Source organism: Streptomyces sp. NPDC058877, assembly GCF_042742855.1.
Lineage (GTDB): Bacteria > Actinomycetota > Actinomycetes > Streptomycetales > Streptomycetaceae > Streptomyces.
The window spans coordinates 24,612-43,302 of record NZ_JBHYMF010000015.1 but is presented as its reverse complement, the minus strand read 5'-3'; the positions used below and the strand labels follow the sequence as shown (position 1 = coordinate 43,302).

Annotated in this window: 16 protein-coding genes and 2 pseudogenes; 7 read left to right on the top strand and 11 right to left on the bottom strand. The window is 73.1% G+C overall.

Features of this window, described 5'->3' with window-relative positions:
- Positions 1-38: 38 nt before the first annotated feature.
- A pseudogene (gene hemG, locus ACFW2Y_RS06030) lies at positions 39-1,493 on the bottom strand (protoporphyrinogen oxidase); the annotation flags it as partial.
- Positions 1,494-1,723: 230 nt separating this feature from the next.
- Here hemG and ACFW2Y_RS06025 point away from each other — a divergent pair.
- From ACFW2Y_RS06025 to ACFW2Y_RS06015, 3 genes and pseudogenes are all read left to right on the top strand, one after another.
- Positions 1,724-2,065 (top strand): ArsR/SmtB family transcription factor, encoded by a 342-nt coding sequence (locus tag ACFW2Y_RS06025; RefSeq protein ID WP_384874168.1) that lies wholly within the window; start codon positions 1,724-1,726, stop codon positions 2,063-2,065.
- A 53-nt stretch (positions 2,066-2,118) separates the two neighbouring features.
- Positions 2,119-2,808 (top strand): annotated as a pseudogene (locus ACFW2Y_RS06020) (STAS domain-containing protein); the annotation flags it as partial.
- A gap of 72 nt (positions 2,809-2,880) precedes the next feature.
- Positions 2,881-3,231, top strand: coding sequence for an ArsR/SmtB family transcription factor (locus tag ACFW2Y_RS06015; protein WP_384874221.1), 351 nt, complete (start codon positions 2,881-2,883; stop codon positions 3,229-3,231).
- A 97-nt stretch (positions 3,232-3,328) separates the two neighbouring features.
- On the opposite strand, the gene ACFW2Y_RS06010 is transcribed toward ACFW2Y_RS06015, so the two are convergent.
- The 4 genes from ACFW2Y_RS06010 to ACFW2Y_RS05995 form a co-directional block, all read right to left on the bottom strand.
- Positions 3,329-3,934: a DUF4232 domain-containing protein gene (locus ACFW2Y_RS06010; RefSeq protein ID WP_384874165.1), complete on the bottom strand. Its 606-nt coding sequence runs from the start codon at positions 3,932-3,934 to the stop codon at positions 3,329-3,331.
- 178 nt (positions 3,935-4,112) lie between these two features.
- A complete protein-coding gene (locus ACFW2Y_RS06005; RefSeq protein WP_384874162.1) occupies positions 4,113-5,570 on the bottom strand; it encodes a carboxylesterase/lipase family protein in 1,458 nt (485 codons plus the stop codon).
- Positions 5,567-6,592, bottom strand: coding sequence for an alpha/beta fold hydrolase (locus ACFW2Y_RS06000; RefSeq protein WP_384874159.1), 1,026 nt, complete (start codon positions 6,590-6,592; stop codon positions 5,567-5,569). Before ACFW2Y_RS06000 ends, ACFW2Y_RS06005 begins: the two co-directional genes overlap by 4 nt.
- Positions 6,593-6,633: 41 nt before the next feature.
- Positions 6,634-7,938: an esterase/lipase family protein gene (locus ACFW2Y_RS05995; RefSeq protein ID WP_384874157.1), complete on the bottom strand. Its 1,305-nt coding sequence runs from the start codon at positions 7,936-7,938 to the stop codon at positions 6,634-6,636.
- A gap of 369 nt (positions 7,939-8,307) precedes the next feature.
- On the opposite strand from ACFW2Y_RS05995, the gene ACFW2Y_RS05990 reads away from it, so the two are divergent.
- Positions 8,308-8,580, top strand: a complete 273-nt coding sequence (locus ACFW2Y_RS05990; RefSeq protein WP_384874155.1) for a DUF3040 domain-containing protein — start codon at positions 8,308-8,310, stop codon at positions 8,578-8,580.
- A 221-nt stretch (positions 8,581-8,801) separates the two neighbouring features.
- On the opposite strand, the gene ACFW2Y_RS05985 is transcribed toward ACFW2Y_RS05990, so the two are convergent.
- The 6 genes from ACFW2Y_RS05985 to ACFW2Y_RS05960 all read right to left on the bottom strand — a co-directional run bounded on the left by ACFW2Y_RS05985 (position 8,802) and on the right by ACFW2Y_RS05960 (position 15,427).
- Positions 8,802-10,694: a helix-turn-helix domain-containing protein gene (locus tag ACFW2Y_RS05985; protein WP_384874153.1), complete on the bottom strand. Its 1,893-nt coding sequence runs from the start codon at positions 10,692-10,694 to the stop codon at positions 8,802-8,804.
- Between the two features lie 68 nt (positions 10,695-10,762).
- A complete protein-coding gene (locus tag ACFW2Y_RS05980; RefSeq protein ID WP_384874150.1) occupies positions 10,763-11,602 on the bottom strand; it encodes a 3-hydroxybutyrate dehydrogenase in 840 nt (279 codons plus the stop codon).
- A 55-nt stretch (positions 11,603-11,657) separates the two neighbouring features.
- Positions 11,658-12,140 carry an NUDIX domain-containing protein gene (locus ACFW2Y_RS05975; protein ID WP_384874147.1) on the bottom strand — a complete coding sequence of 161 codons (483 nt, stop codon included), beginning with the start codon at positions 12,138-12,140 and terminating at the stop codon, positions 11,658-11,660.
- Positions 12,141-12,217: 77 nt separating this feature from the next.
- A complete protein-coding gene (gene lnt, locus ACFW2Y_RS05970; protein ID WP_384874145.1) occupies positions 12,218-13,804 on the bottom strand; it encodes an apolipoprotein N-acyltransferase in 1,587 nt (528 codons plus the stop codon).
- Between the two features lie 119 nt (positions 13,805-13,923).
- The gene (locus ACFW2Y_RS05965; protein ID WP_384874142.1) at positions 13,924-14,490 is read right to left on the bottom strand and encodes a hypothetical protein; all 567 of its coding nucleotides are present in this window, start codon (positions 14,488-14,490) and stop codon (positions 13,924-13,926) included.
- 142 nt (positions 14,491-14,632) lie between these two features.
- Entirely contained in the window at positions 14,633-15,427 is a 795-nt protein-coding gene (locus ACFW2Y_RS05960; protein ID WP_384874139.1) for a glutamate racemase, read from the bottom strand.
- 58 nt (positions 15,428-15,485) lie between these two features.
- Between ACFW2Y_RS05960 and ACFW2Y_RS05955 the strand changes: the two genes are divergently transcribed.
- The 3 genes from ACFW2Y_RS05955 (at position 15,486) to ACFW2Y_RS05945 (ending at position 18,466) form a co-directional block, all read left to right on the top strand.
- Positions 15,486-16,664, top strand: a complete 1,179-nt coding sequence (locus tag ACFW2Y_RS05955) for a glycosyltransferase (protein ID WP_384874136.1) — start codon at positions 15,486-15,488, stop codon at positions 16,662-16,664.
- A gap of 422 nt (positions 16,665-17,086) precedes the next feature.
- Complete coding sequence (locus ACFW2Y_RS05950; RefSeq protein ID WP_384874134.1) at positions 17,087-17,587, top strand: DUF6643 family protein; 501 nt, start codon at positions 17,087-17,089, stop codon at positions 17,585-17,587.
- A gap of 54 nt (positions 17,588-17,641) precedes the next feature.
- The gene (locus ACFW2Y_RS05945) at positions 17,642-18,466 is read left to right on the top strand and encodes an MOSC domain-containing protein (protein WP_384874131.1); all 825 of its coding nucleotides are present in this window, start codon (positions 17,642-17,644) and stop codon (positions 18,464-18,466) included.
- The last annotated feature ends 225 nt before the right edge of the window (positions 18,467-18,691 follow it).

Below are 18,691 nucleotides of genomic sequence, written 5' to 3'. Positions count from 1 at the left end.
CGGTGGGGGCCCGGAGCGTCTTCCGTGCGTCCTCGCCGTCAGGCGGCGTCCAGCAGCCCGTCGGCCGCTCGCTGACCGCTCGCCACGCACTGGGCGATGCCGACCCCGTCGTACGCCGCCCCGCACAGTCGCATTCCCGGCAGCTTCGCGACGGCGTCCCTCACCCGCTCGACCCGGGCCGTGTGGCCGACCGCGTACTGGGGCAGCCCGTCGTGCCATCGGCTCACCCTGGTCGCCGCAGGCGCGGCGGTGAGTCCCAGGACGGTGCCCAGGTCCTGCCGGGCCGCTTCGACGAGTTCGGCGTCGTCCAGGTAGAGAGCCTGTTCGTCTCCGTGCCGTCCGATGGAGACGCGCAGGACGAAGAGTCCCGTCGCCGTCTCCCGGAGCCAGCGCCACTTGTGCGTGAGCAGGGTGGTCGCCTTGATCGTGAGGCCTTCGACCGGAGGCACGAGGAAGCCGCTGCCGCCCGGCAGGACGGGCAGGTCGGCGCGGCGGAACGCCATCGTCACGAGCGCGGGCGAGGCGTACTCGATCCGGGACAGTTCGGCCGCGGCGGCCGGGGCCTCGCCCTCCAGGAGGTCGGCGGCGGACCAGGCGGGTGTGGCGATGACCACCCCGTCCGCGGCGAAGAAGCGGCCGGGCGTGCGGACCTGCCAGCCGTCTTCGGTGCGGGCCAGGGAGAGGACCGGGGCGTCGAGGAGGATCTGACCGCCGCGGACCCGTACCGCATCGGCGACCGCACCCGGGAGCCGACCGATGCCTCCGGTGATGCCCATGAAGAGCGGACCGTCGGACGTCGCAGCGGTGGGGGCGCGCCGGAGGGAGGCAACGGCGTCGAGGAGCGAGTCGTGCCGCCGCACGGCCTCGAAGAGGGCCGGTGCCGCCGCACGCATCGAGATGCGGTGGGCGTCGCCGGCGTACACGCCGTCCAGCAGGGGTTCCAGCAAGCGGTCGACGACCTCCTTGCCGTACCGCTCGGCCACGTACCCACCGATGGGGACGTCGTCCGGGACGGCGGTGCGGGGCAGGGTCCGTTCCCCCGCCATGCGGGCGATGCCCTCGGGGGAGATCAGGCCCTTCAGTGCCGTCGCGTCCCCCGGAACGCCCATGACGTGGCCGCGGGGCATGACGTGGAGCGCGCCGCGGCTCCACAGGCTCGCGGAGGTCGTCACGGCCGGTTCCAGGCATTCCCCGAGTCCGACCGCCCGCGCCAGGTCGACCGCCGCGGGGCGCGGTGCGAACAGGGCCTCCGCGCCGAGGTCCACGGGCACGCCCGCGATCTCCCCCGTCCGCAGTTTCCCTCCGAGCCGTCCGGACGCCTCCAGGAGCGTCACCCGGACACCGGCTCCGACGAGCCGGTGAGCTGCCGCCAGACCGGCTATGCCTCCCCCCACGACGACGACGTGTCCCGGATCCGGTGCGGCCTGACCACCCATGTGCGTGCCTTTCGCGCGAGAACTGCTGGTGGACCTCCGGCCCGGGGACCGGAGCGTCGGTGGGCCGGAGGTCCACCAGGAGTGAACGCCAACGGCGGGCGCGGCAGTAGGGGCCGAACGGCCCCCTCGGGGGCAGCGTCCGCAACCACGACAGGGATCTATTGGATCTATGAATTGCATAATTCTGCAATTTGTTACATCATGGTTCCGCTGTGCCCGTAGGTAGCCGCGGGCACAGCACCGGACGACGCCCCGCGGACGCGGGGCCACGAGGAGGGCGCTGGCGCGTGACGGTTCCGCTGTACCAGGCCAAGGCAGATTTCTTCCGGATGCTGGGCCACCCGGTCCGCATCCGCGTCCTCGAACTGCTGCAGGAGGGCCCCCTGCCCGTACGGGACCTGCTCGCCGCCGTCGAAGTCGAACCGCCCGCGCTCTCCCAACAGCTGGCGGTGCTGCGGCGCTCGGGGATCGTGACGTCGACCCGGGACGGGGGGACCGTCGTCTACCGGCTGGCCGGTGGCGACGTCGCCCAACTCCTGCAGGCCGCCCGGCGCATCCTCACCGAAGTGCTGACGGAACGCAACGAGCTCCTCGTCGAACTCCGGGCCACCGGGGCGCCGACCCGGTGAAAAGCGCCCTGACCCCGCTGCGGTCGCTCCTGCCCGTGCGTGCCGACTTCACCGCCATGGCCCGCAACCCGCGCCGGGACCTGCTGGCCGGACTGACCGTCGCCATCGTCGCACTACCGCTCGCACTCGGCTTCGGCGTTTCCTCCGGACTCGGCGCCGAAGCGGGTCTCGCCACCGCCGTGGTCGCCGGGGCGCTCGCCCTGCGCGCCGTGGCCAAGCAGGCCCGCCTGGCGGAGGTGGGCTTCGAGGCGGACCTGCCGGGTGAACACGGTCAGGAGGAACGCGCCCTCCTGGCGGAGCACATCGTGGCGTACCGGATCGACGGCCCCCTCTTCTTCGCCGCCGCCCACCGCTTCCTCCTGGAACTGGCCGAGGTGGCGGACGTTCGCGTGGTCGTCCTGCGGATGTCCCGGATCACCACCGTCGACGCCACCGGCGCCCTCGTCCTCAAGGACGCCGTGGAGAAGCTCAACCGGCGCGGCATCACCGTCATCGCCTCCGGGATCCGTCCGGGACAGCGCCGGGCCCTCGACTCGGTGGGGGCGCTCGACCTGCTGCGCCTGCACGGACGGGAGTTCTCCACCACACCGGAGGCGATCGACGGCGCCCGCGCCCACCTCCGGGGCACCGGCGTGCTGGCCGGTACCGCCGCGCGGCACGCCCTCACGGTGCCCCCGGAACCCATCGGAACTGACCGACCGACGCAAAGGCGCGAGGATGGTCCCCATGGCAACACGCTCTAGGTGGACACGATGCACGAAGCAGACCCGATGGCGGCCTTCCGGGAGCTCCCCGGGGCTCGGGTGGTGGGCGGGGTGAGCGCACCGCTGTACCAATTGAAGGCGGAGTTCTTCAAGACGCTCGGACACCCCGTGCGCATCCGCGTCCTGGAGCTGTTGAGCGAGCGGGACCACGCGGTCTCGGAAATGTTGGCCGAAGTGGCGGTCGAGCCCGCACACCTGTCGCAGCAGCTCGCCGTGTTGCGGCGGGCGAACCTGGTCGTCGCGCGACGTGAGGGGTCGGCCGTGTACTACTCGCTGGCGAGCCCCCAGGTCGTCGAACTGCTCGCGGTGGCGAGGTCGATCCTCTCCGGCGTGCTCGCGGGACAGGCCGAGCTGCTCGCCGACCTCCGGGCCGACGGGCCCGGAGCCCCACCGGCCGCCTGACGGCGGCCCCCAGGACCGGCGGTCACCCCTGCTGCACGTGGACAGCGCTGTGCGCGGCAGGGGTGACCGCCTTCGGCAGGGGCGACGGAACGGCCGGTCACTCGCTCAGCGCGTCCTCGACGTCGTCCATCCATGCGGTGACCGAGTTGGCGTCGGAGACGTTCAGGCCGGGCGTCGATGCCGTGAGCGGCACCTGCCGCAGGTCGGACTCGGTGTTCATGGTCATCGCGATCGAGGAGACCGTCCTGCTGTGGGCGTCCCTCGGGCCGCCCATGAGCCCGGCGTAGGCGGATCGTCCCGGAGCGAGCACGAGGGCGTCCTCGATGCCGGGGGCGGTGCCGCGCTCGGTGGCCTGGCCGTCCAGATCGCCGAAGGTCACGACGGGGTGGCCGAGCACGCGGCAGGACGTGCCGGTCTTGTTGGTGATCCTCAGCAGGTAGCTGCTGGTCGTGGGTTCGGCCAGGCTGGCGGTGAACCTCAGGTCATGGGTGCTGCAGGGGAAGAGGGCGCGCTCCGGACCGGTGGTCGGCGAGGCGGGCGTCGTCGGCTCGGGAGGCGTCGTCGGCCTCGCGGGCGTGGCGGCGGTGGGGGGCGTGGCGGGCAGGTCGATCCCGCCCCCGGCCTCGTCCTCGGAGGGCCCGCAGGCGGTCAGGGCCAGTGCGGACGCGGCGACGAGGACGGCGGCTCTGCGGATGGTGCTCATGGTCCTTCTCCCCCTGCTGGCAGCGCACGGACCGCGCTGAGGTGGGAACCAGGTTGGCGCGCGTGCTTCACCGTTCGGTGACGGGGCCTTCCCGAACTCACCACGGTTCGCCCCGGACGTCACACGGGGCTCCCGTTTCCGGTGCGTGCCTGCCGGGAGGCCCCTCACCGGATGTGCCTCAGCGCACGCCCTCCCAGAGCAGCCGTTCCCGCGCACGGGGATCGTCGGCCGTGGCGGCCTCGGGCCCGACCGTGAAGGTCCTCGTCGTACGGGTCGTCCGGTCGTACGCCGGCCAGCCGGGGCTGCCCGTCTTCGCGAAGGAGACCCACGCCCCGTGCACGGCGTCGGCGAGGGCCTGGGGCGGACGGTCGCCGAGCATCGGTGCGTACGACGGGTCGTGGAGCCGGTCGAAGACGAAGGGGAGTTCCAGGGCGTGGCAGGCGCCGAGGGTTCCGCCGCACCCCGGGGAACGCCAGGCGAACTCGTACAGGTGGGAACCGGGGACGGACTCGGCGAGGCGGACGGCAGGGATACGGTAGAACCAGTCGGTCGCCACCGCGTCGAGGAGTTCGCCCGGTGTGGCCGTGGGGCGAGCGGCCCGGTAGACGGGAAGGGCTTCGTCGGGATCGAGGCCGTAGGCCGCGGTCAGGGCGCGCAGCGAGGATTCCGGCAAGGCGTCGAGGCGCCCCGTCGGGGCCAGGAACAGGCGGAACTCCTCCCGGTTGCTACCGATCAGGAGGTCGACCCCGCACTCCGGACCGGGGAGGGCGAGGCCCGGGAGGACCGGCTCGAAGGGCATCATGTTGAGCGCTGCCTCGCCCCACCGGGCCGGGACCGGGTCGGCGTTCAGCTCCGCGCGCAGTTCCACCTGGGCCGGAAGGAGTTCCGCCAGGGGAACGGCCGCGAAGGCCTCCGGGGTCGCTTCGATGCCCCATCGCTCCGCCAGGCGGGCCGCCACCCGCGCCGCCGACGGGGGGCGCAGGAAGTGGTGGCAGGCTCCGCTCTGCAGGATCGCCCGGTGGAACAGGCCCCGGGCCGCGCCGGTGGCCAGCAGTGCGCCGATGCTCATGGCCCCCGCCGACTCGCCGAACAGCGTGACCCGGTCCGGGTCGCCGCCGAAGGCCGCGATGTTGTCGCGGACCCAGCGGAGGGCCGCGATCTGGTCGAGCAGCCCACGGTTGTCGGGACGGCCGGGAAGCCGGAGGAAGCCGTCGACGCCCAGGCGGTAGTTGAGCGTGACGCACACGATCCCGTCGCGGGCGAAGGCGGTTCCGTCGTACGCGGACGCCGAGCCGGACCCGTGCGAGAAGGCCCCTCCGTGCAGCCACACCATGACGGGGAGCCCGGCACCGGGTTCCGGGGCCGGGGTCCACACGTTGAGGTTCAGGCAGTCCTCCCCCGGCACCTCGTGGTCGGGGACGAGGACGTCGAAGGGCGGGGCGTAGGGGGCGTGCGGCGCCGTCGGTCCGTGGGCGGTCGCGTCCCGCACGCCGGTCCAGGACGCGGGCGGGAGCGGTGCGCGGAACCGTCGGGGGCCGAAGGGCGGAGCGGCGTACGGGATGCCGAGGAAGCGGGTCACCCCGTCGACCGGGGTACCGCCGCGGACCTCGCCCTGTCGGGTGCTGCACACCGTCATGCCGACAGGGCTCCGAGCAGTGCCCCGCCGAACTCCTCGGGGCGTTCGAGGTGGACCGCGTGCCCGGCATCGGGCACGACCACCTCGCGCACCGTGCCGCCCGCCGCTGCGTAGCGGTCCAGGACCCGGCGGGTCTGCGCCACCATGGGTTGCGCCGGGGTGCCGTCCCAGCCCGGTACCGCACCGGCCGCCCCCAGGTGGGCGAGGTCGAACATCGAGGCGTCCGAGACGATGACGTCGTCTTCGCCCCGGATCCAGCAGACCGGCGGCTTCGGGTCGATCCGGTGCAGGTCGTCGATGCGGAAGCGGGTCGGGGAAAGGCAGTTGAGCACGCCGCGGGTACCGGGGGCGATGCCGGGCCAGGCGGTCGACGTCGTGCTGTCGCCGGGATAGTGGTCGTCACCGGTGCGCGTGGTGAGCATCGACTCAACGTACGCGTCCTCGTGCTCGGGGCGCAACGGCGGCTTGACGTAGCAGTTCGCCAGGACGGAACGCGGGGAAAGCGGGGAGTCCTCGCCGCGGTCGCCCCGGGCGAGGAGCCGGACGAACTCCGGATTGGCCGTGCCTCCGCCCGACCCGGCGCCGTCCGCGGAGTTGAGGACCCCGTCCGCTCCGTGGGTGCCTCCGAAGCCGTACGGGGAGACCGGGTTGACCAGGGTGAGGGAGCGGACTGCGGCGGGGCGGTCGCGGAGGTACTGCAGGGCCACGCCGCCGCCCATGGACCAGCCGACCAGGTGTGCCCGTTCGATGTGGAGGGCCGCGAGCAGTGCGGCGAGGTCGTCGGCGTAGTCGCGCAGGCCCCGGGTGGCGTCGACGGGCCGGGGGTCGGTGCCGCCGAAGCCGCGCAGGTCGACGGCGAGCGGACGGTAGCGATCGGGCAGCGCGGTGAGGGTGGTGTGCCAGAAGACGGAGGAGGACACGTTGCCGTGGACGAAGAGGACGGGTTCGCCCTCGGATCGTGCTTCGGTGATCTGTTGGGTGAGCCGGCTGGTGGGGACACGGCGGGTGCGGAGCGTGGTCATGGTGGGTCCTCGGTGCGGTTCGGGTTCCTGTCGCGGGTCGTTCAGGAGAGCCAGGCGGCTACCTGGGCGACGGCCGAGGCGTGCCAGCCCAGTTCGAGGTGGTTGGCGGTCGTGATGGTGGCCTTGCCGCCGACCGTGGCGATGCCGGTGGTGTCCAGGGCGCTGGAGACGAAGACGACGCCGTCGCTGGGTCCGCGGTTCTCGTTGAAGATGCCGAGGACGTCCGCGGATCCGCCGGCCAGGAGGTAGGTGGGCACGGAGGCGGGAACGCCGGCGCGGTGCAGGGGCGTGATGAGCGAGCCGGCGTCGATGGCGGCCTGGATGCCGCTGCCGGCGGTGAAGAAGCCCTGGCCCCCGTAGTAGGTCGTGTACCAGTCCTGGGCGGCGCCGTCGACTCCGTACTGTCCGTCCCAGCGGGCCAGCATCTGGCGTTGTCCGGGGTAGTTGTCCTGACCGCCGGAGGGGGTCATCGAGTACTCGGGGTGCGCGGTGTAAAGGCCGTAGCAGGTCATGTGGGAGTGCGGGGAGGGTGCGTTGACGGTGCCTCCGCACTCCGGCCAGATGGAGAAGTCGTGGGCCCAACCGTGGGCGTAGGGGTAGTCGTAGCCGCCGTTCGGGCCTCCGAGGGTGACCAGCCGACGGACGTCACCGGCGTACGCCCGTCCCCAACTCGGTTTCACGGACGACACGTACGCGCGGGTCGACATCTCGCCCTTGCTCCAACCGACCAGGTCCACCGCGTCGACGCCGAGCTTCGCCTTGATGACGGCGATGGCGTCGCCCACGATCTGCGCCTGCATGAGGTTGTCCCCCTGCTTGTGCGCGAAGCCGACGGCGAAGACCCGGTGGCCGCGTGCGGCGAGGAACTGCATGAGCCCGGTGGACGGGCAGGAGGCGGCACCGCAGCCGTAGCCACCCGATTCCCCGGGGTTGGCCCAGGCACGGTCCGCGGTGTCGTTCGCGCCGTGCACGAGGAGGACGGGGGTGGTGCGGCTGCCGCTGTTCCAACCGGGGGCCGAGTAGAGGAGGAAGCGGCCCGAGGAGGGCCGGGAGACGCCGCCGAAGTAGGTGACGCGCTTGCCGTCCTGATCGCCGCGGCCGTCTGCGGGGAAGCCCTCGGTGCGGAAGCCGTCGGTGCCGTCGGCGTAGCGTTCGACGCGCTCCCAGCCGTTGGTGACCGTCCCGGCCCCGTAGCTCGCCTCCAGGGTGAGGTACGGGGGCGGTGCGGCCGTGGCGCTCGCGTTGCCGGGTGCCGCCGTGACGGCCGCCGCGACGACCCCCGCCACCGCCACGGCCCGGGCCGCACGCAGCAGCCACCGGCGCCCCGCACTCGGTGATTCGGTCATGTCCGGACCTCCCCCGTCGCACGCCTCCGGCGCGTCCTCCCGGTGCCGCGCCGGCGCCGGGTCCGCACACGGTAAGGGGGCGGGCCGGTGGCAGGGCATGGGGCCGGTCCACACAAAGCGGGAGGCGCTCATGGTGGGAGACCCTGGGAGCCACCGGCCTCGGGGGCGATCAGCGCTCCTGCCCCGGTCCTGGATCACCGGCGCGGCGCTGCCGGGAACGGGGAGCGCCGGCGCGCCGACACCGGGCCCGTCGCGGACCGACCCGGCTTCCCCCTGTGATCACGGGGCCGAGCGCGCAGACTGGAAGGAGCAAGGGCGCGTCGGACGCGCGCCAGCCCCCTCGTCCTCCTCTGCGCCACGGCGGTCACCATGAGTCACCCCACCGGTGAGCAACGAATCCTCCGCGAGATCGAGCGCGGTCTGCTCAACGACGACCCCGCGCTGGCCGCGCTGATCGAAGCGCTGAACGAGCAGTTCCCCAAGACGCCGGGCTCCTCCGCGTCCACACGGGCGTCCCCACGCCGCGATCCCCGTGTCGTGGCGGTGGCCGTCCTCACCGTCATCGCCCTGCTGGGGTTGGTCCTCACCCTCCTGCTCAACGCTCCGTCCGCCCCGCCCCCGGGGATGGACGGAGGTCCCTGACGCCAAGGGCGAGCCACCGGCCCGGGCGTTCCACCACTCGTCGGTGCCACGGCCGATCTCCTCGGCCCGGCCCGGTCGCCCGGTCCGCACCCGACAGCGGTGCGGCACCGATCGGCCCTCCCGCGTCTCGGGCAAGGGCCGTGTGCGCCCCTGCGCCCCGCCCCGGGGGCTCCCGAACCGTTCGGCGACGGACCCGGAACCCGCCGCCGGAGCCTCGGGCGTCACGTACCGGCGACCACGTCCGCGAGGGCGTACAGCCGCAGGGCGAGCTGGATCTCCAGGGCTCGTGACGGGGACTGCCAGTCGGGGCCGAGCAGTCGGGCGACGCGTTCCAGCCGTTGGGCCACCGTGTTGACGTGGACGTGGAGTTCGTCCTTGGTGCGGGCCGGGCTCATACCACTGGCGAAGTAGGCGTCCAGGGTCCGGACCAGGTCGGTGCCGCGGCGCCGGTCGTAGTCGATGACCTGACCGATCGTCCGTCCCACGAAGCCGTCGACGTCCCGGCCGTCGGCGAGCAGCAGGCCGAGGAAGCCGAGGTCCTCGGCAGCGGCGCCCTGGCCCGAGCGGCGCAGGAGGACGAGCGCGTCGAGGCAGCGGCGGGCCTCTCCGTAGGCGAAGGCCACCCGGTCCGGATGGTCGAGGGGTGCTCGGACGGGGGCGGAGGCGCCGACGGTGACCGGCTCGCGCAGGCTGCCGCCGAGGCTCCTGGCGGTCTGTCGCGCGAGGTCGGCCGCGCTCTCGCCGGGACCGAGCGGCAGCAGCAGGACCGTACCGCCGTCGCGGGCCGAGGCCAGCCCGTGGCGGGTGGCTGCCAGGTGCGAGGCGGCCGACCACAGGTGCTGTCGGTCGACGCTCTCGCGACGACCGGCGTCGGCGGCGCCGTCCTCGGCGGCCCGGTCGATGCGGGCGGCGAGGACGACGTGCGGGGCCTCGCTGTCGGTGCGGAGGCGGGCGGCCCGCTCGCGCAGGAGCCGACGGTCCCGGTCCGGGGCGTCCAGGAGGTCGTCGAGGAGTTCCCCCCGCACCCGCTGCTCGGCCTCGCCCGCCGAACGGCGGGCGAGCAGCAGCAGCGACGTGACCAGGGCGGCCCGTTCCAGGGTGCGCTGGTCGACGGGGTCGAGCCGGGGTTGACCGTGCAGGACGAGGGCTCCCAGGGTCTCCCCGCCCGCGGAGACGGACGCCACCCAGTCGTCGCCCTCGCGAACGGCGTGGCCGCCGACCCGGTGGGCGGTGCCGGCACCCGCTTCGGTGAACTCGACGGTCCCGCCGAGGACCTCGGAGACGGCCTCGGCCACGTCGTGCACCCCGCCGCCGTGCAGGACCAGTTCGGAGAGCCGGTCGTGGACCTCGGAGGCGCGTTCGATGAAGGCGCTGTGCTCGCGGATGATGTCGTTGGCCCGCTCCAGTTCGGTGAGGGCCGAGCGGGTCTCGGCGAGCAGGTTGGCGGTGTCGATGGCGACTGCGGCATGGGCGGCGAAGGAACCGAGCAGCGCGACCTGCTCGCGCTCGAAGACCCTGGCCCTGCGGTCGGCCGCGAAGAGGACGCCGATGACCTGGCTGCCGAGGCTCAGCGGCACGCCGAGGATCGCGACGAGGCCCTCGTCCCGTACGGCCGTGTCGATGGTCCGGGTGTGTTGGAAGCGCTCGTCGTCGAAGTAGTCGTCGGTGACGTACGGGCGGGCGGTTTGGGCGACGAGGCCGCCCAGTCCCTCGCCCATGCCCAACCTGAGCTGCTGGAAGCGGGCGGACACCGACCCCTCGGTGACCCGCATGTAGGTGTCGCCCGCGGTCGGGTCGTTGAGGCTGAGGTAGGCGACCTCGGTGCCGAGCAGCGAGCGGGCCCGCTGCACGATGGCGCGCAGCACCGCGTCGAGGTCGCGGAGACCGGCGAGGTCGTGGGCCGTGGCGAAGAGCGCGGAGAGCTCCGCCTCCCGACGCCGTCGGCCCTCCAGTTCGGCCCGGACCCGCAGCGCGAGCTGCTTGGCCTCTTCAAGCTCGGTCAGCGTCTCGGGGTCGGCGCCGCTCGCACGGGCGAGCAGCACCGGGCGGTCATAGGCCTCCGTCGCGGCTCCCCGGGCGAGGAGTTCCAGATAGGAGACGTGTGCGTGGGACATGGACACAGGGATACCTGCCGTACGCATGGTCGCACCACCCCTGTGGACGGGCTTCACCAGGGGTGCGCTCAATGGGCGGTCCAACCTCCGTCGAGGGTGAAGGAGGTGCCCGTGACGAAGGACGCTTGGGGGCTGCAGAGGTAGAGCACGGCCTCGGCGACCTCCTCCGGTTCGATGAGCCGCTTGATCGCGGAGTCCTTGAGCAGGACCTCGGCGGCGACCTGCTCCGGCGGAATGCCGTGGGCGGCGGCCTGGTCGGCGATCTGCCGTTCGACGAGCGGGGTGCGGACGTAGCCGGGGCTGACGCAGTTCGAGGTGACGCCGTGCGGGGCGCCTTCGAGGGCCGCGGTCTTGGAGAGGCCCTCCAGACCGTGCTTGGCCGCCACGTAGGCGGACTTGAAGGCGGAGGCACGCAGCCCGTGGACGGACGAGAGGTTCACGATCCGCCCCCACCCCTGCCCGTACATGTGGGGCAGGGCGCCCCGGATGAGCCGGAAGGGCGCCTCCAGCATCACGGTGAGCACGGTGTGGAAGACGTCCGGCGGGAAGTCCTCGATGGGGCGGACCAACTGGATCCCGGCGTTGTTGACGAGGATGTCGGTACCGGCGGCGGCCTGCTCCGCCGCGTCCAGATCGGTCAGGTCGAGCAGCCGGGGGAAGAGGCTTCCGGGCAGGGCTCCGGCTTCCTCCGCCAAGGCGTCCAGGCCGTCGGCGGCACGGTCGACCGCGATGACCCGGGCCCCGGCAGCTGCGAGCCGCAGGGCGCAGGCGCGTCCGATGCCACCGGCCGCACCGGTGACGAGCGCGGTGCGTCCGGTGAGGTCGGGGACGAACCCGACGGGTCGTGGCAGGGGGGAGGCGGACCTGGTGCCGGGTACCGTGCCGGACGCGGTGGTGGGGGCGTTCATGCTCCGCACCCTATGAAGGGACGACTCCCCCACCCATGTGTGCGGGAACTACTGTTCAGTTCTGCTCTGTGGGGTGGAACCATGTGGGTTCGTCGGCGAGCGCCTTCTCGATCCGGAAGTACGAGAAGCGCTTCATCTCCGGCAGCTCGTTCACGTCGAACCAGCCGACCTCGGTCGACTCCTCGTCGTTGACCCGTGCCTCTCCCCCCACGGCCCGGCAGCGGAACGAGACGTCCACGTACTGGCAGGTGTCGCCGTTCGGGTAGACGACGGGCCTGCTCAGGGTCTCCACGAGCACGATCCGCTCGGGCACGCAGCGCACGGCGGTCTCCTCGAACACCTCCCGCACCGCACAGTCGGCGGGCTGCTCCCCCGGTTCGACGATGCCCCCGATGATCGCCCACAGTCCGTTGTCGGCACGCTTGCCGAGCAGCACCCGGCCCCGGTCGTCGAACACGATCGCGCTGACACCGGGCAGGAAGAGCAGCTGGTGACCGGCTGTCCTGCGCAGTTCCCGGATGAAATCAGGAGTACCCATGCCCCGACCCTAGATCACCCGCGGGGCGGGACCGGAGGCACCACAGGGACGGCCCCGGGGGCCCGCTCACAACCGCCTCAGGCCGTCCGGTTCCGGCGGGCGCGGATGGCCGCCCAACCGAGACCGGCCGCGGCAAGCGCCATGAGCAGGGCCTCGGGCAGGGTGCCGAGCCGGGTGGCGGGGGTCTGCGAGGAGCGCAGCGGGACCTTCTCGACCAGGACGTCCGGCGTGAACATCTCGGTCTGCGCCACCACCCGGCCGTCGGGTCGGATGACCGCGCTGACCCCGCTGGTGACGGGCACGACGACCGACCGGCTGTGCTCGACCGCGCGGACCCGGCTCATCGCGAGCTGCTGGTAGGTCATCTCGCTGCGGCCGAAGGTGGCGTTGTTGCTGGGGACGGAGATCAGTTGGGCTCCGTGGGTGACGGTGTCGCGCACGGCCCAGTCGAAGGCGGCCTCGTAGCAGGTGGCGAGGCCGACCTTGGTGCCCGCGAGGTCGAAGACGCCGACCTTCGTGCCGGCGCCGAAGTCGCGGGCCACCCGGTCGACGTTGCTGTTGAAGATCCGCACGAAGGACCGCATCGGGATGTACTCGCCGAAGGGCTGGACGTGGCGCTTGTCGTAGGTGGCGACGGGGCCCCGATCCGGCTCCCACTGGATCAGGGTGTTGCGGAGCTTGCCGGTCTCGGGGGCGATGACGGCACCGATCACGGTGGGCACGCCGATGGCCCGGACGGCGCCGTCGATGACGTCGGTGGCGTCGGCGTTCGCGTACGGGTCGATGTCGGAGGAGTTCTCCGGCCAGAGCACGAAGTCGGGCTGCGGCTCCCGGCCTTCCTGCACGGCCCGGGCGAGCTCGCGGGTGCGGGCGGCGTGGTTGTCGAGCACCGCCCGGCGCTGGGCGTTGAAGTCGAGGCCGAGGCGGGGCACGTTGCCCTGGACCGCGGCGACGGTGGCGGTGCCGTCCTCGGGCGAGTCGTCGACGAGGGGCAGCGCCGCGAAGGCACCGGTGACCGGGACGAGCACGGCCAGCACGGCGGCGAGGGAGTCGCGCCGGAGGGAACCACCGGTCCGGTGGGCGCGGACCTGCCGGTACGCCTCGTACAGTCCGAAACCGCAGAGGGCGACGGCGAAGCCGAGCACCGGGGTGCCGCCGACGGCGGCGAGCGGCAGGAAGACCCCGTCCGCCTGCCCGAAGGCGATCTTGCCCCAGGGGAATCCGCCGAAGGGCACGCGAGCGCGTGCCCCCTCCGCGAGGATCCATGCTCCGGCGGCGAAGAAGGGCCACCACGGGAGGCGGGAGACGGCCGTGATGCCGAGGCCCGCGACGGCGACGAAGAGTGCCTCGACCGCGGCGAGGGCGAGCCACGGCCCGGGGCCGACCTCCTCCCCCGTCCACACCAGGAGCGGCAGCAGGAAGCCGAGCCCGGCGAGGTAACCGAGGCCGAATCCGGCGCGGAGGCGACGGCCTCGCAGGGTCCAGCCGAGCAGTGCGAAGGCGGGCAGCGCCAGCCACCACAGGGGGCGCGGCGGGAAGCTCAGGTAGAGCAGGGATCCGGACAGCAGGGCCGCGGCGGGCCGCACGATCCGCCGCAGCCGGGAGGCCGGCGTGGGTGCGGTGTCGGGGCCGGGCACGTCGACGGGGGTGGTGGTGGCGCTCACCTGGCGGAGTCTACGGGGCGTCCCTGTCCGCCGAGAGATCGGTACGGCCCGGCGCACGCCCCGGGTGACCGGTGCGGACGCCCGGATCGGCAGCCGGCGGGATGACTCGACGGGGGTGGTCACGCACCGGTCGGCGCGGGCGGGACCGGAGGCGTCGGGGGGCGGAGCCGGTCGCGGATGACCCGGACCGCGGACTCGGCGTCGTCGACGGTGACCGTGAAGCGCCGTCCGTCTCCCAGGCGCAGGACGAGGCCCTCGCCCCGTCGGACCACCACCGCCGTGCCCTTCCCGGGCCGCCATCGGTAGCCCCAGCCGCCCCACTGGCGCGGGGTGACCCTCGGTGCGAAGTCGGCGCCGACGACGTGGGAGAGCGGAATGCGGCGGCGCGGCACGCCGATGTGACCGCACCGGACCTCCATGGCCCGGTCGTCGACCTTCACGGCCACGTGGACGAAGGCGAGGGTGCCGAAGAGGACGAGCAGCCCCGCGACGACGCAGCCGATCACCGCCATCAGCAGGGGGGCGATGCCCGAGGTCCACGGCGACTCGACCGCGAGGGTGATGCCGAGGGCCATGCAGGCGGCGCCGGCGACCGCCGCCAGCCACTGGAAGCGGTTGGTGGCGCGCCCGGTCCAGACGGCGGGCGTCCGCTCGTCGCGGTTGCGCTTTCCGGGATGCTGCCTCATAACGCGAGCGTACCCAGGATCGGGCGCCCCAGCGCGGCGGAACGCAGTCGCTCGGTGATCGTCCGTGAGGGTCCGGAAGTGCCCGCCCGCAACACGCGACGGAACAAGAGAGGGGGGGAGGCCCCGGTCCGTCCCCGCAGTGTCAGAGGGCGGCTGCGGTGGGGGCCAGGGAGTGGCCCTCGGCATAGCCGAGGGCGGTGGCGGGAAGCGCCCCGGGACGGCCGCTGAGCAGGACGGAGAGGGTGCCGACCGGGTCCGCGCCGGGGGCGGGCCGGGCACCGATGCGACGCAGGGCTTGTGCGGCGACGGCCTCGGCGGAGCCGTGGAAGACGATCGGCGGGAGCCCGTCCCTGTCGTGCACCGCCAAGGCGGCGAGGATGCGGTCCTCGACCAGTTCGTAATGGGTGCAGCCGAGGACGACGGCCCGGACGTCGGGCGGGGTGAGCTCCGCGGCTGCGGTGATGGCGGCGTCCACGGCTTCCGGGTCGGCGTGCTCCACGGCGTCGGCGAGCCCGGGGCAGGGCACCTCCGTGACCTCGGCGTCGCCGGCGAAGTCACGGATGAGCGCGTGCTGGTAGGCGCTGCCGGTCGTGGCCGGCGTGGCCCAGATGGCGACCTTGCCGCCGGCCGCGGCGGCCGGCTTGATCGCGGGCACGGTGCCGATGACGGGGATGCCCGGTTCGAGGGCGGCGCGCAATGCCGGCAGGGCGTGCACGGTGGCGGTGTTGCAGGCCACGATGAGCGCCTGCGGCCGGTGCTCGGCCGCGGCGAGGGCGACGGTGAGCGCGCGCGCGGTGAGGTCCTCGGGAGTGCGGGGGCCCCACGGCATGCCGTCGGGGTCGTTCGAGAGGAGCAGATCCGCGTCCGGCCGGAGCCGGCGCACCGCGGCTGCGGCCGGGAGGAGGCCGATTCCGGAGTCCATGAGCGCGATCTTCACCCGGTCACCCTAGCCGATGAGCCGCGCATCCCCCTCGTTCTGGGGCAGACTGCCGCGAATGAGCGCCCTCGCCTGGTCCTCGATCGTCTCCCTGGCCGCCTGGGTCTGGCTGCTGCTCGGCCAGGGCTTCTTCTGGCGCACCGACCAACGGCTGCCACCGCAGCGGGGCCCACAGCCGACCCGGTGGCCACGGGTGGCCGTCGTCGTGCCGGCGCGGGACGAGGCCGCGGTGCTGCCGTCGAGCCTGCCGTCGCTGCTCGCACAGGACTATCCGGGGGTCGCGGAGGTGTTCCTCGTCGACGACGGGAGCACGGACGGGACGGGGAGGCTCGCGACGGAGTTGGCGGGCCGGTGCGGCGGGCTGCCGCTGACCGTGGTCTCCCCGGGGGAGCCGGAGTCCGGCTGGACGGGCAAGCTGTGGGCGCTGCGGCACGGCATGGCGCTGGCACGCACGCGCGGACCCGAGTTCCTGCTGCTGACGGACGCGGACATCGCGCACGCGCCGGACGGGCTTCGACGCCTGGTGGCGGCGGCCGTGGACAACGACCTGGACCTGGTGTCGCAGATGGCGCGGCTTCGGGTGGGGAGCCCGTGGGAGCGCCTGGTGGTGCCGGCGTTCGTCTATTTCTTCGCCCAGTTGTACCCCTTCCGCTGGATCAACCGGGCCCGCCCCCGGGCGACGGCAGCCGCAGGCGGCTGCGTGCTGCTGCGCACGGAGACCGCGGTGACGGCGGAGGTGCCGGAGGCGATCAGGCAGGCGGTGATCGACGACGTGTCCCTGGCCCGGGCGGTGCGGCGGAGCGGGGGCCGCATCTGGTTGGGGCTCGCCGAAGGGGTCGACAGCGTGCGCCCCTATCCGGGGCTCGGCGAGTTGTGGCGCATGGTCGCGCGGAGCGCGTACGCGCAGCTGCGGCACAGTCCGCTGCTCCTCGCGGGGACGGTGGCGGGGCTCGTGCTCGTCTATCTGGTTCCGCCGACGGCACTGGTGGTCGGGGCGCGGGACGGGGACGCGGTGGCCGCGTGGGCCGGCGGCACCGCTTGGGCGGTGATGACGGGGACGTACCTGCCGATGCTCCGCTACTACCGACAGCCCCCGTGGCTCGCTCCCCTGCTGCCGTTCACCGCCTTCCTCTACCTCTTGATGACGGTGGACTCGGCCGTGCGGCACTACCGGGGGCGGGGTGCGGCGTGGAAGGGGCGGACGTACGCGCGACCGGACACGGCGCCGGACCGCTGAGCGCGGCGTCGCCCACCGGGAGGCGCTCCGTGGCCCGGAACCCCGGGAGGGTGATGACGGCCCGCCCGTCCGTTCGCCGCCCGGAGGGCGGGAGGCCGTGCCGGTGCGCAGTCGAACGGTTACCGAGAGCGTCACGCCGTGGGAGAACGACGAACTCCGTTACGTTCGGTAATAGATTGATAATCCTGCGTTTCCCGTGCTCAAGATCGTAAATCCGCCACCCTCGTCAACAGGGGCGGACACCCCCTATGCGCGGCGCACTCGTTTCTCGTCAAAACGACCGCCCGCAAGGAAAATGCCCCCTTCGTTAACGCAGTCTTTAACAATGTTTCGGCAGGTCAGGAAGACAAAAAGCGTGTAAATCGGATGACCCGAAGATAGGGACTCCCCAACCAGCACATCGTGGGCTTAACTTATGTGCCATGACCTCCCCCCGCTCCACCTATGGAGGCGGTTACCACACCGCGCCGTCCTTCCCGGACACCCCGATCTACGACTCCCTGGTCGCGGAGCGGGGCACGCCTCAGATCGCCCCGATCCGAGTGCCCGCCGCGTACGACACCGGCAGCAACTTCTCCGGAAGCAGCTCCCATCTGCCGGCGCTCCCCGCGGCACTGCCCGCCCTTCCGTCGGCGCCCTCCCCCACCCACGGCGGGGGTTACGGCTATCCCCAGCCCGCACCGCAGATGGCGCCCGCACCGCAGATGGCCCCCGTGCCGCTGCAAAGCGCCCCGACCCCCTACATCCCCCAGCAGCCGGTGGCCCCCCGCGGTTACCCGAGCGGCCCGTACCCGCAGCAGCCCCGCCCGGCCGCCACGGGTTACGAGTCGATGCGACCGGCGGCTCCCCGCCCCGCGCCGGTCCCGTCGCACTCGACGTACGACGACCCGTACAACCGCCCCTACCAGGGCGGGGGTTACTGACCGGCTCCGCGCACCGGCCGACATCGGGGCCGGAGCGGCTGGCAGGATGAGGCCATGCCCATTCCTGTGCTCCGCTCCGTCCACGTCCATCCGGTGAAGGCCATGCGCGCGCTGGCACCCGATGAGGCAGAGGTACAGCCCTGGGGGCTGGCGGAGGACCGCCGTTGGACCGTCGTCGACGCGGCGAACGAGGTCGTGACCCAACGCCGCCACCCCCGGATGGCCTTGGCCACGGCAGCGCCGCACCCGAACGGCGGGGTGTCCCTGTCCGCTCCCGGACACCCGACGCTCGTGGTCGAGGTACCGCACCCCTCGACCACGATCACGGTGAAGATCTTCGACAAGCCCGTCGAAGCCGTCCCGGCCGGTCCCGCCGCAGCCGCCTGGCTCTCCGCGTACCTGGAGAGCGACGTGCGGCTGGTGCACATGGACGCGCCCGAGCACCGACGCCCGGTCGATCCGGAGTACGCGCTGCCCGGCGAAACGGTGAGCTTCGCGGACGGCTACCCGCTGCTGGCCACCACCACTGCTTCGCTCGACGCCCTCAACTCCCTGATCGCACAGGGCGACCACGCCTCCGAGGGCCCCTTGCCGATGAGTCGGTTCCGACCGAACCTGGTGATCGGGGGCACCGCCCCCTGGGCGGAGGACGGCTGGACCCGGATCGCGGTCGGAGAGGTCTCCTTCCGCGTCGCCCGTCCCTGCGGACGCTGCGTCGTCACCACCACGGACCAACTGACCGCCGAACGGGGCAAGGAACCGCTGCGGACCCTCGCACGGCACCGGAAGAACGACGGCCGACTCGTCTTCGGGCAGAACCTGGTCCCCGAACACACCGGCACGGTCCGGGTGGGTGACGCCGTGAAGATCCTGGACTGAGGGACCGCCCCGCCGGAAACACCGAACGCTCCACCCGCCCACCGGGGTGCGCGCGTAGCGGAACGGCCGGAGCAGGGGGCATCCGCGCACGCGGAGCCGGCCGCGGCGGCGTTCCCCGACGCCGGGTTCGAGTTCGATCACTCCCCGACCGACCCCGACCGCTCCGGACCGCCCCGGACCGGCACTGACGCGTGCCGGACGGCGTCCGGCCGTTCGTACGGGCCC

Coding starts and splice junctions, on each gene's coding strand:
- ACFW2Y_RS06010 (WP_384874165.1), bottom strand. CDS start 3,934: ATGAGCACCATCCGCAGAGCCGCCGTCCTCGTCGCCGCGTCCGCACTG.
- ACFW2Y_RS06005 (WP_384874162.1), bottom strand. CDS start 5,570: ATGACGGTGTGCAGCACCCGACAGGGCGAGGTCCGCGGCGGTACCCCG.
- ACFW2Y_RS06000 (WP_384874159.1), bottom strand. CDS start 6,592: ATGACCACGCTCCGCACCCGCCGTGTCCCCACCAGCCGGCTCACCCAA.
- ACFW2Y_RS05995 (WP_384874157.1), bottom strand. CDS start 7,938: ATGACCGAATCACCGAGTGCGGGGCGCCGGTGGCTGCTGCGTGCGGCC.
- ACFW2Y_RS05990 (WP_384874155.1), top strand. CDS start 8,308: ATGAGTCACCCCACCGGTGAGCAACGAATCCTCCGCGAGATCGAGCGC.
- ACFW2Y_RS05985 (WP_384874153.1), bottom strand. CDS start 10,694: ATGTCCCACGCACACGTCTCCTATCTGGAACTCCTCGCCCGGGGAGCC.
- ACFW2Y_RS05980 (WP_384874150.1), bottom strand. CDS start 11,602: ATGAACGCCCCCACCACCGCGTCCGGCACGGTACCCGGCACCAGGTCC.
- ACFW2Y_RS05975 (WP_384874147.1), bottom strand. CDS start 12,140: ATGGGTACTCCTGATTTCATCCGGGAACTGCGCAGGACAGCCGGTCAC.
- ACFW2Y_RS05965 (WP_384874142.1), bottom strand. CDS start 14,490: ATGAGGCAGCATCCCGGAAAGCGCAACCGCGACGAGCGGACGCCCGCC.
- ACFW2Y_RS05955 (WP_384874136.1), top strand. CDS start 15,486: ATGAGCGCCCTCGCCTGGTCCTCGATCGTCTCCCTGGCCGCCTGGGTC.
- ACFW2Y_RS05950 (WP_384874134.1), top strand. CDS start 17,087: ATGACCTCCCCCCGCTCCACCTATGGAGGCGGTTACCACACCGCGCCG.
- ACFW2Y_RS05945 (WP_384874131.1), top strand. CDS start 17,642: ATGCCCATTCCTGTGCTCCGCTCCGTCCACGTCCATCCGGTGAAGGCC.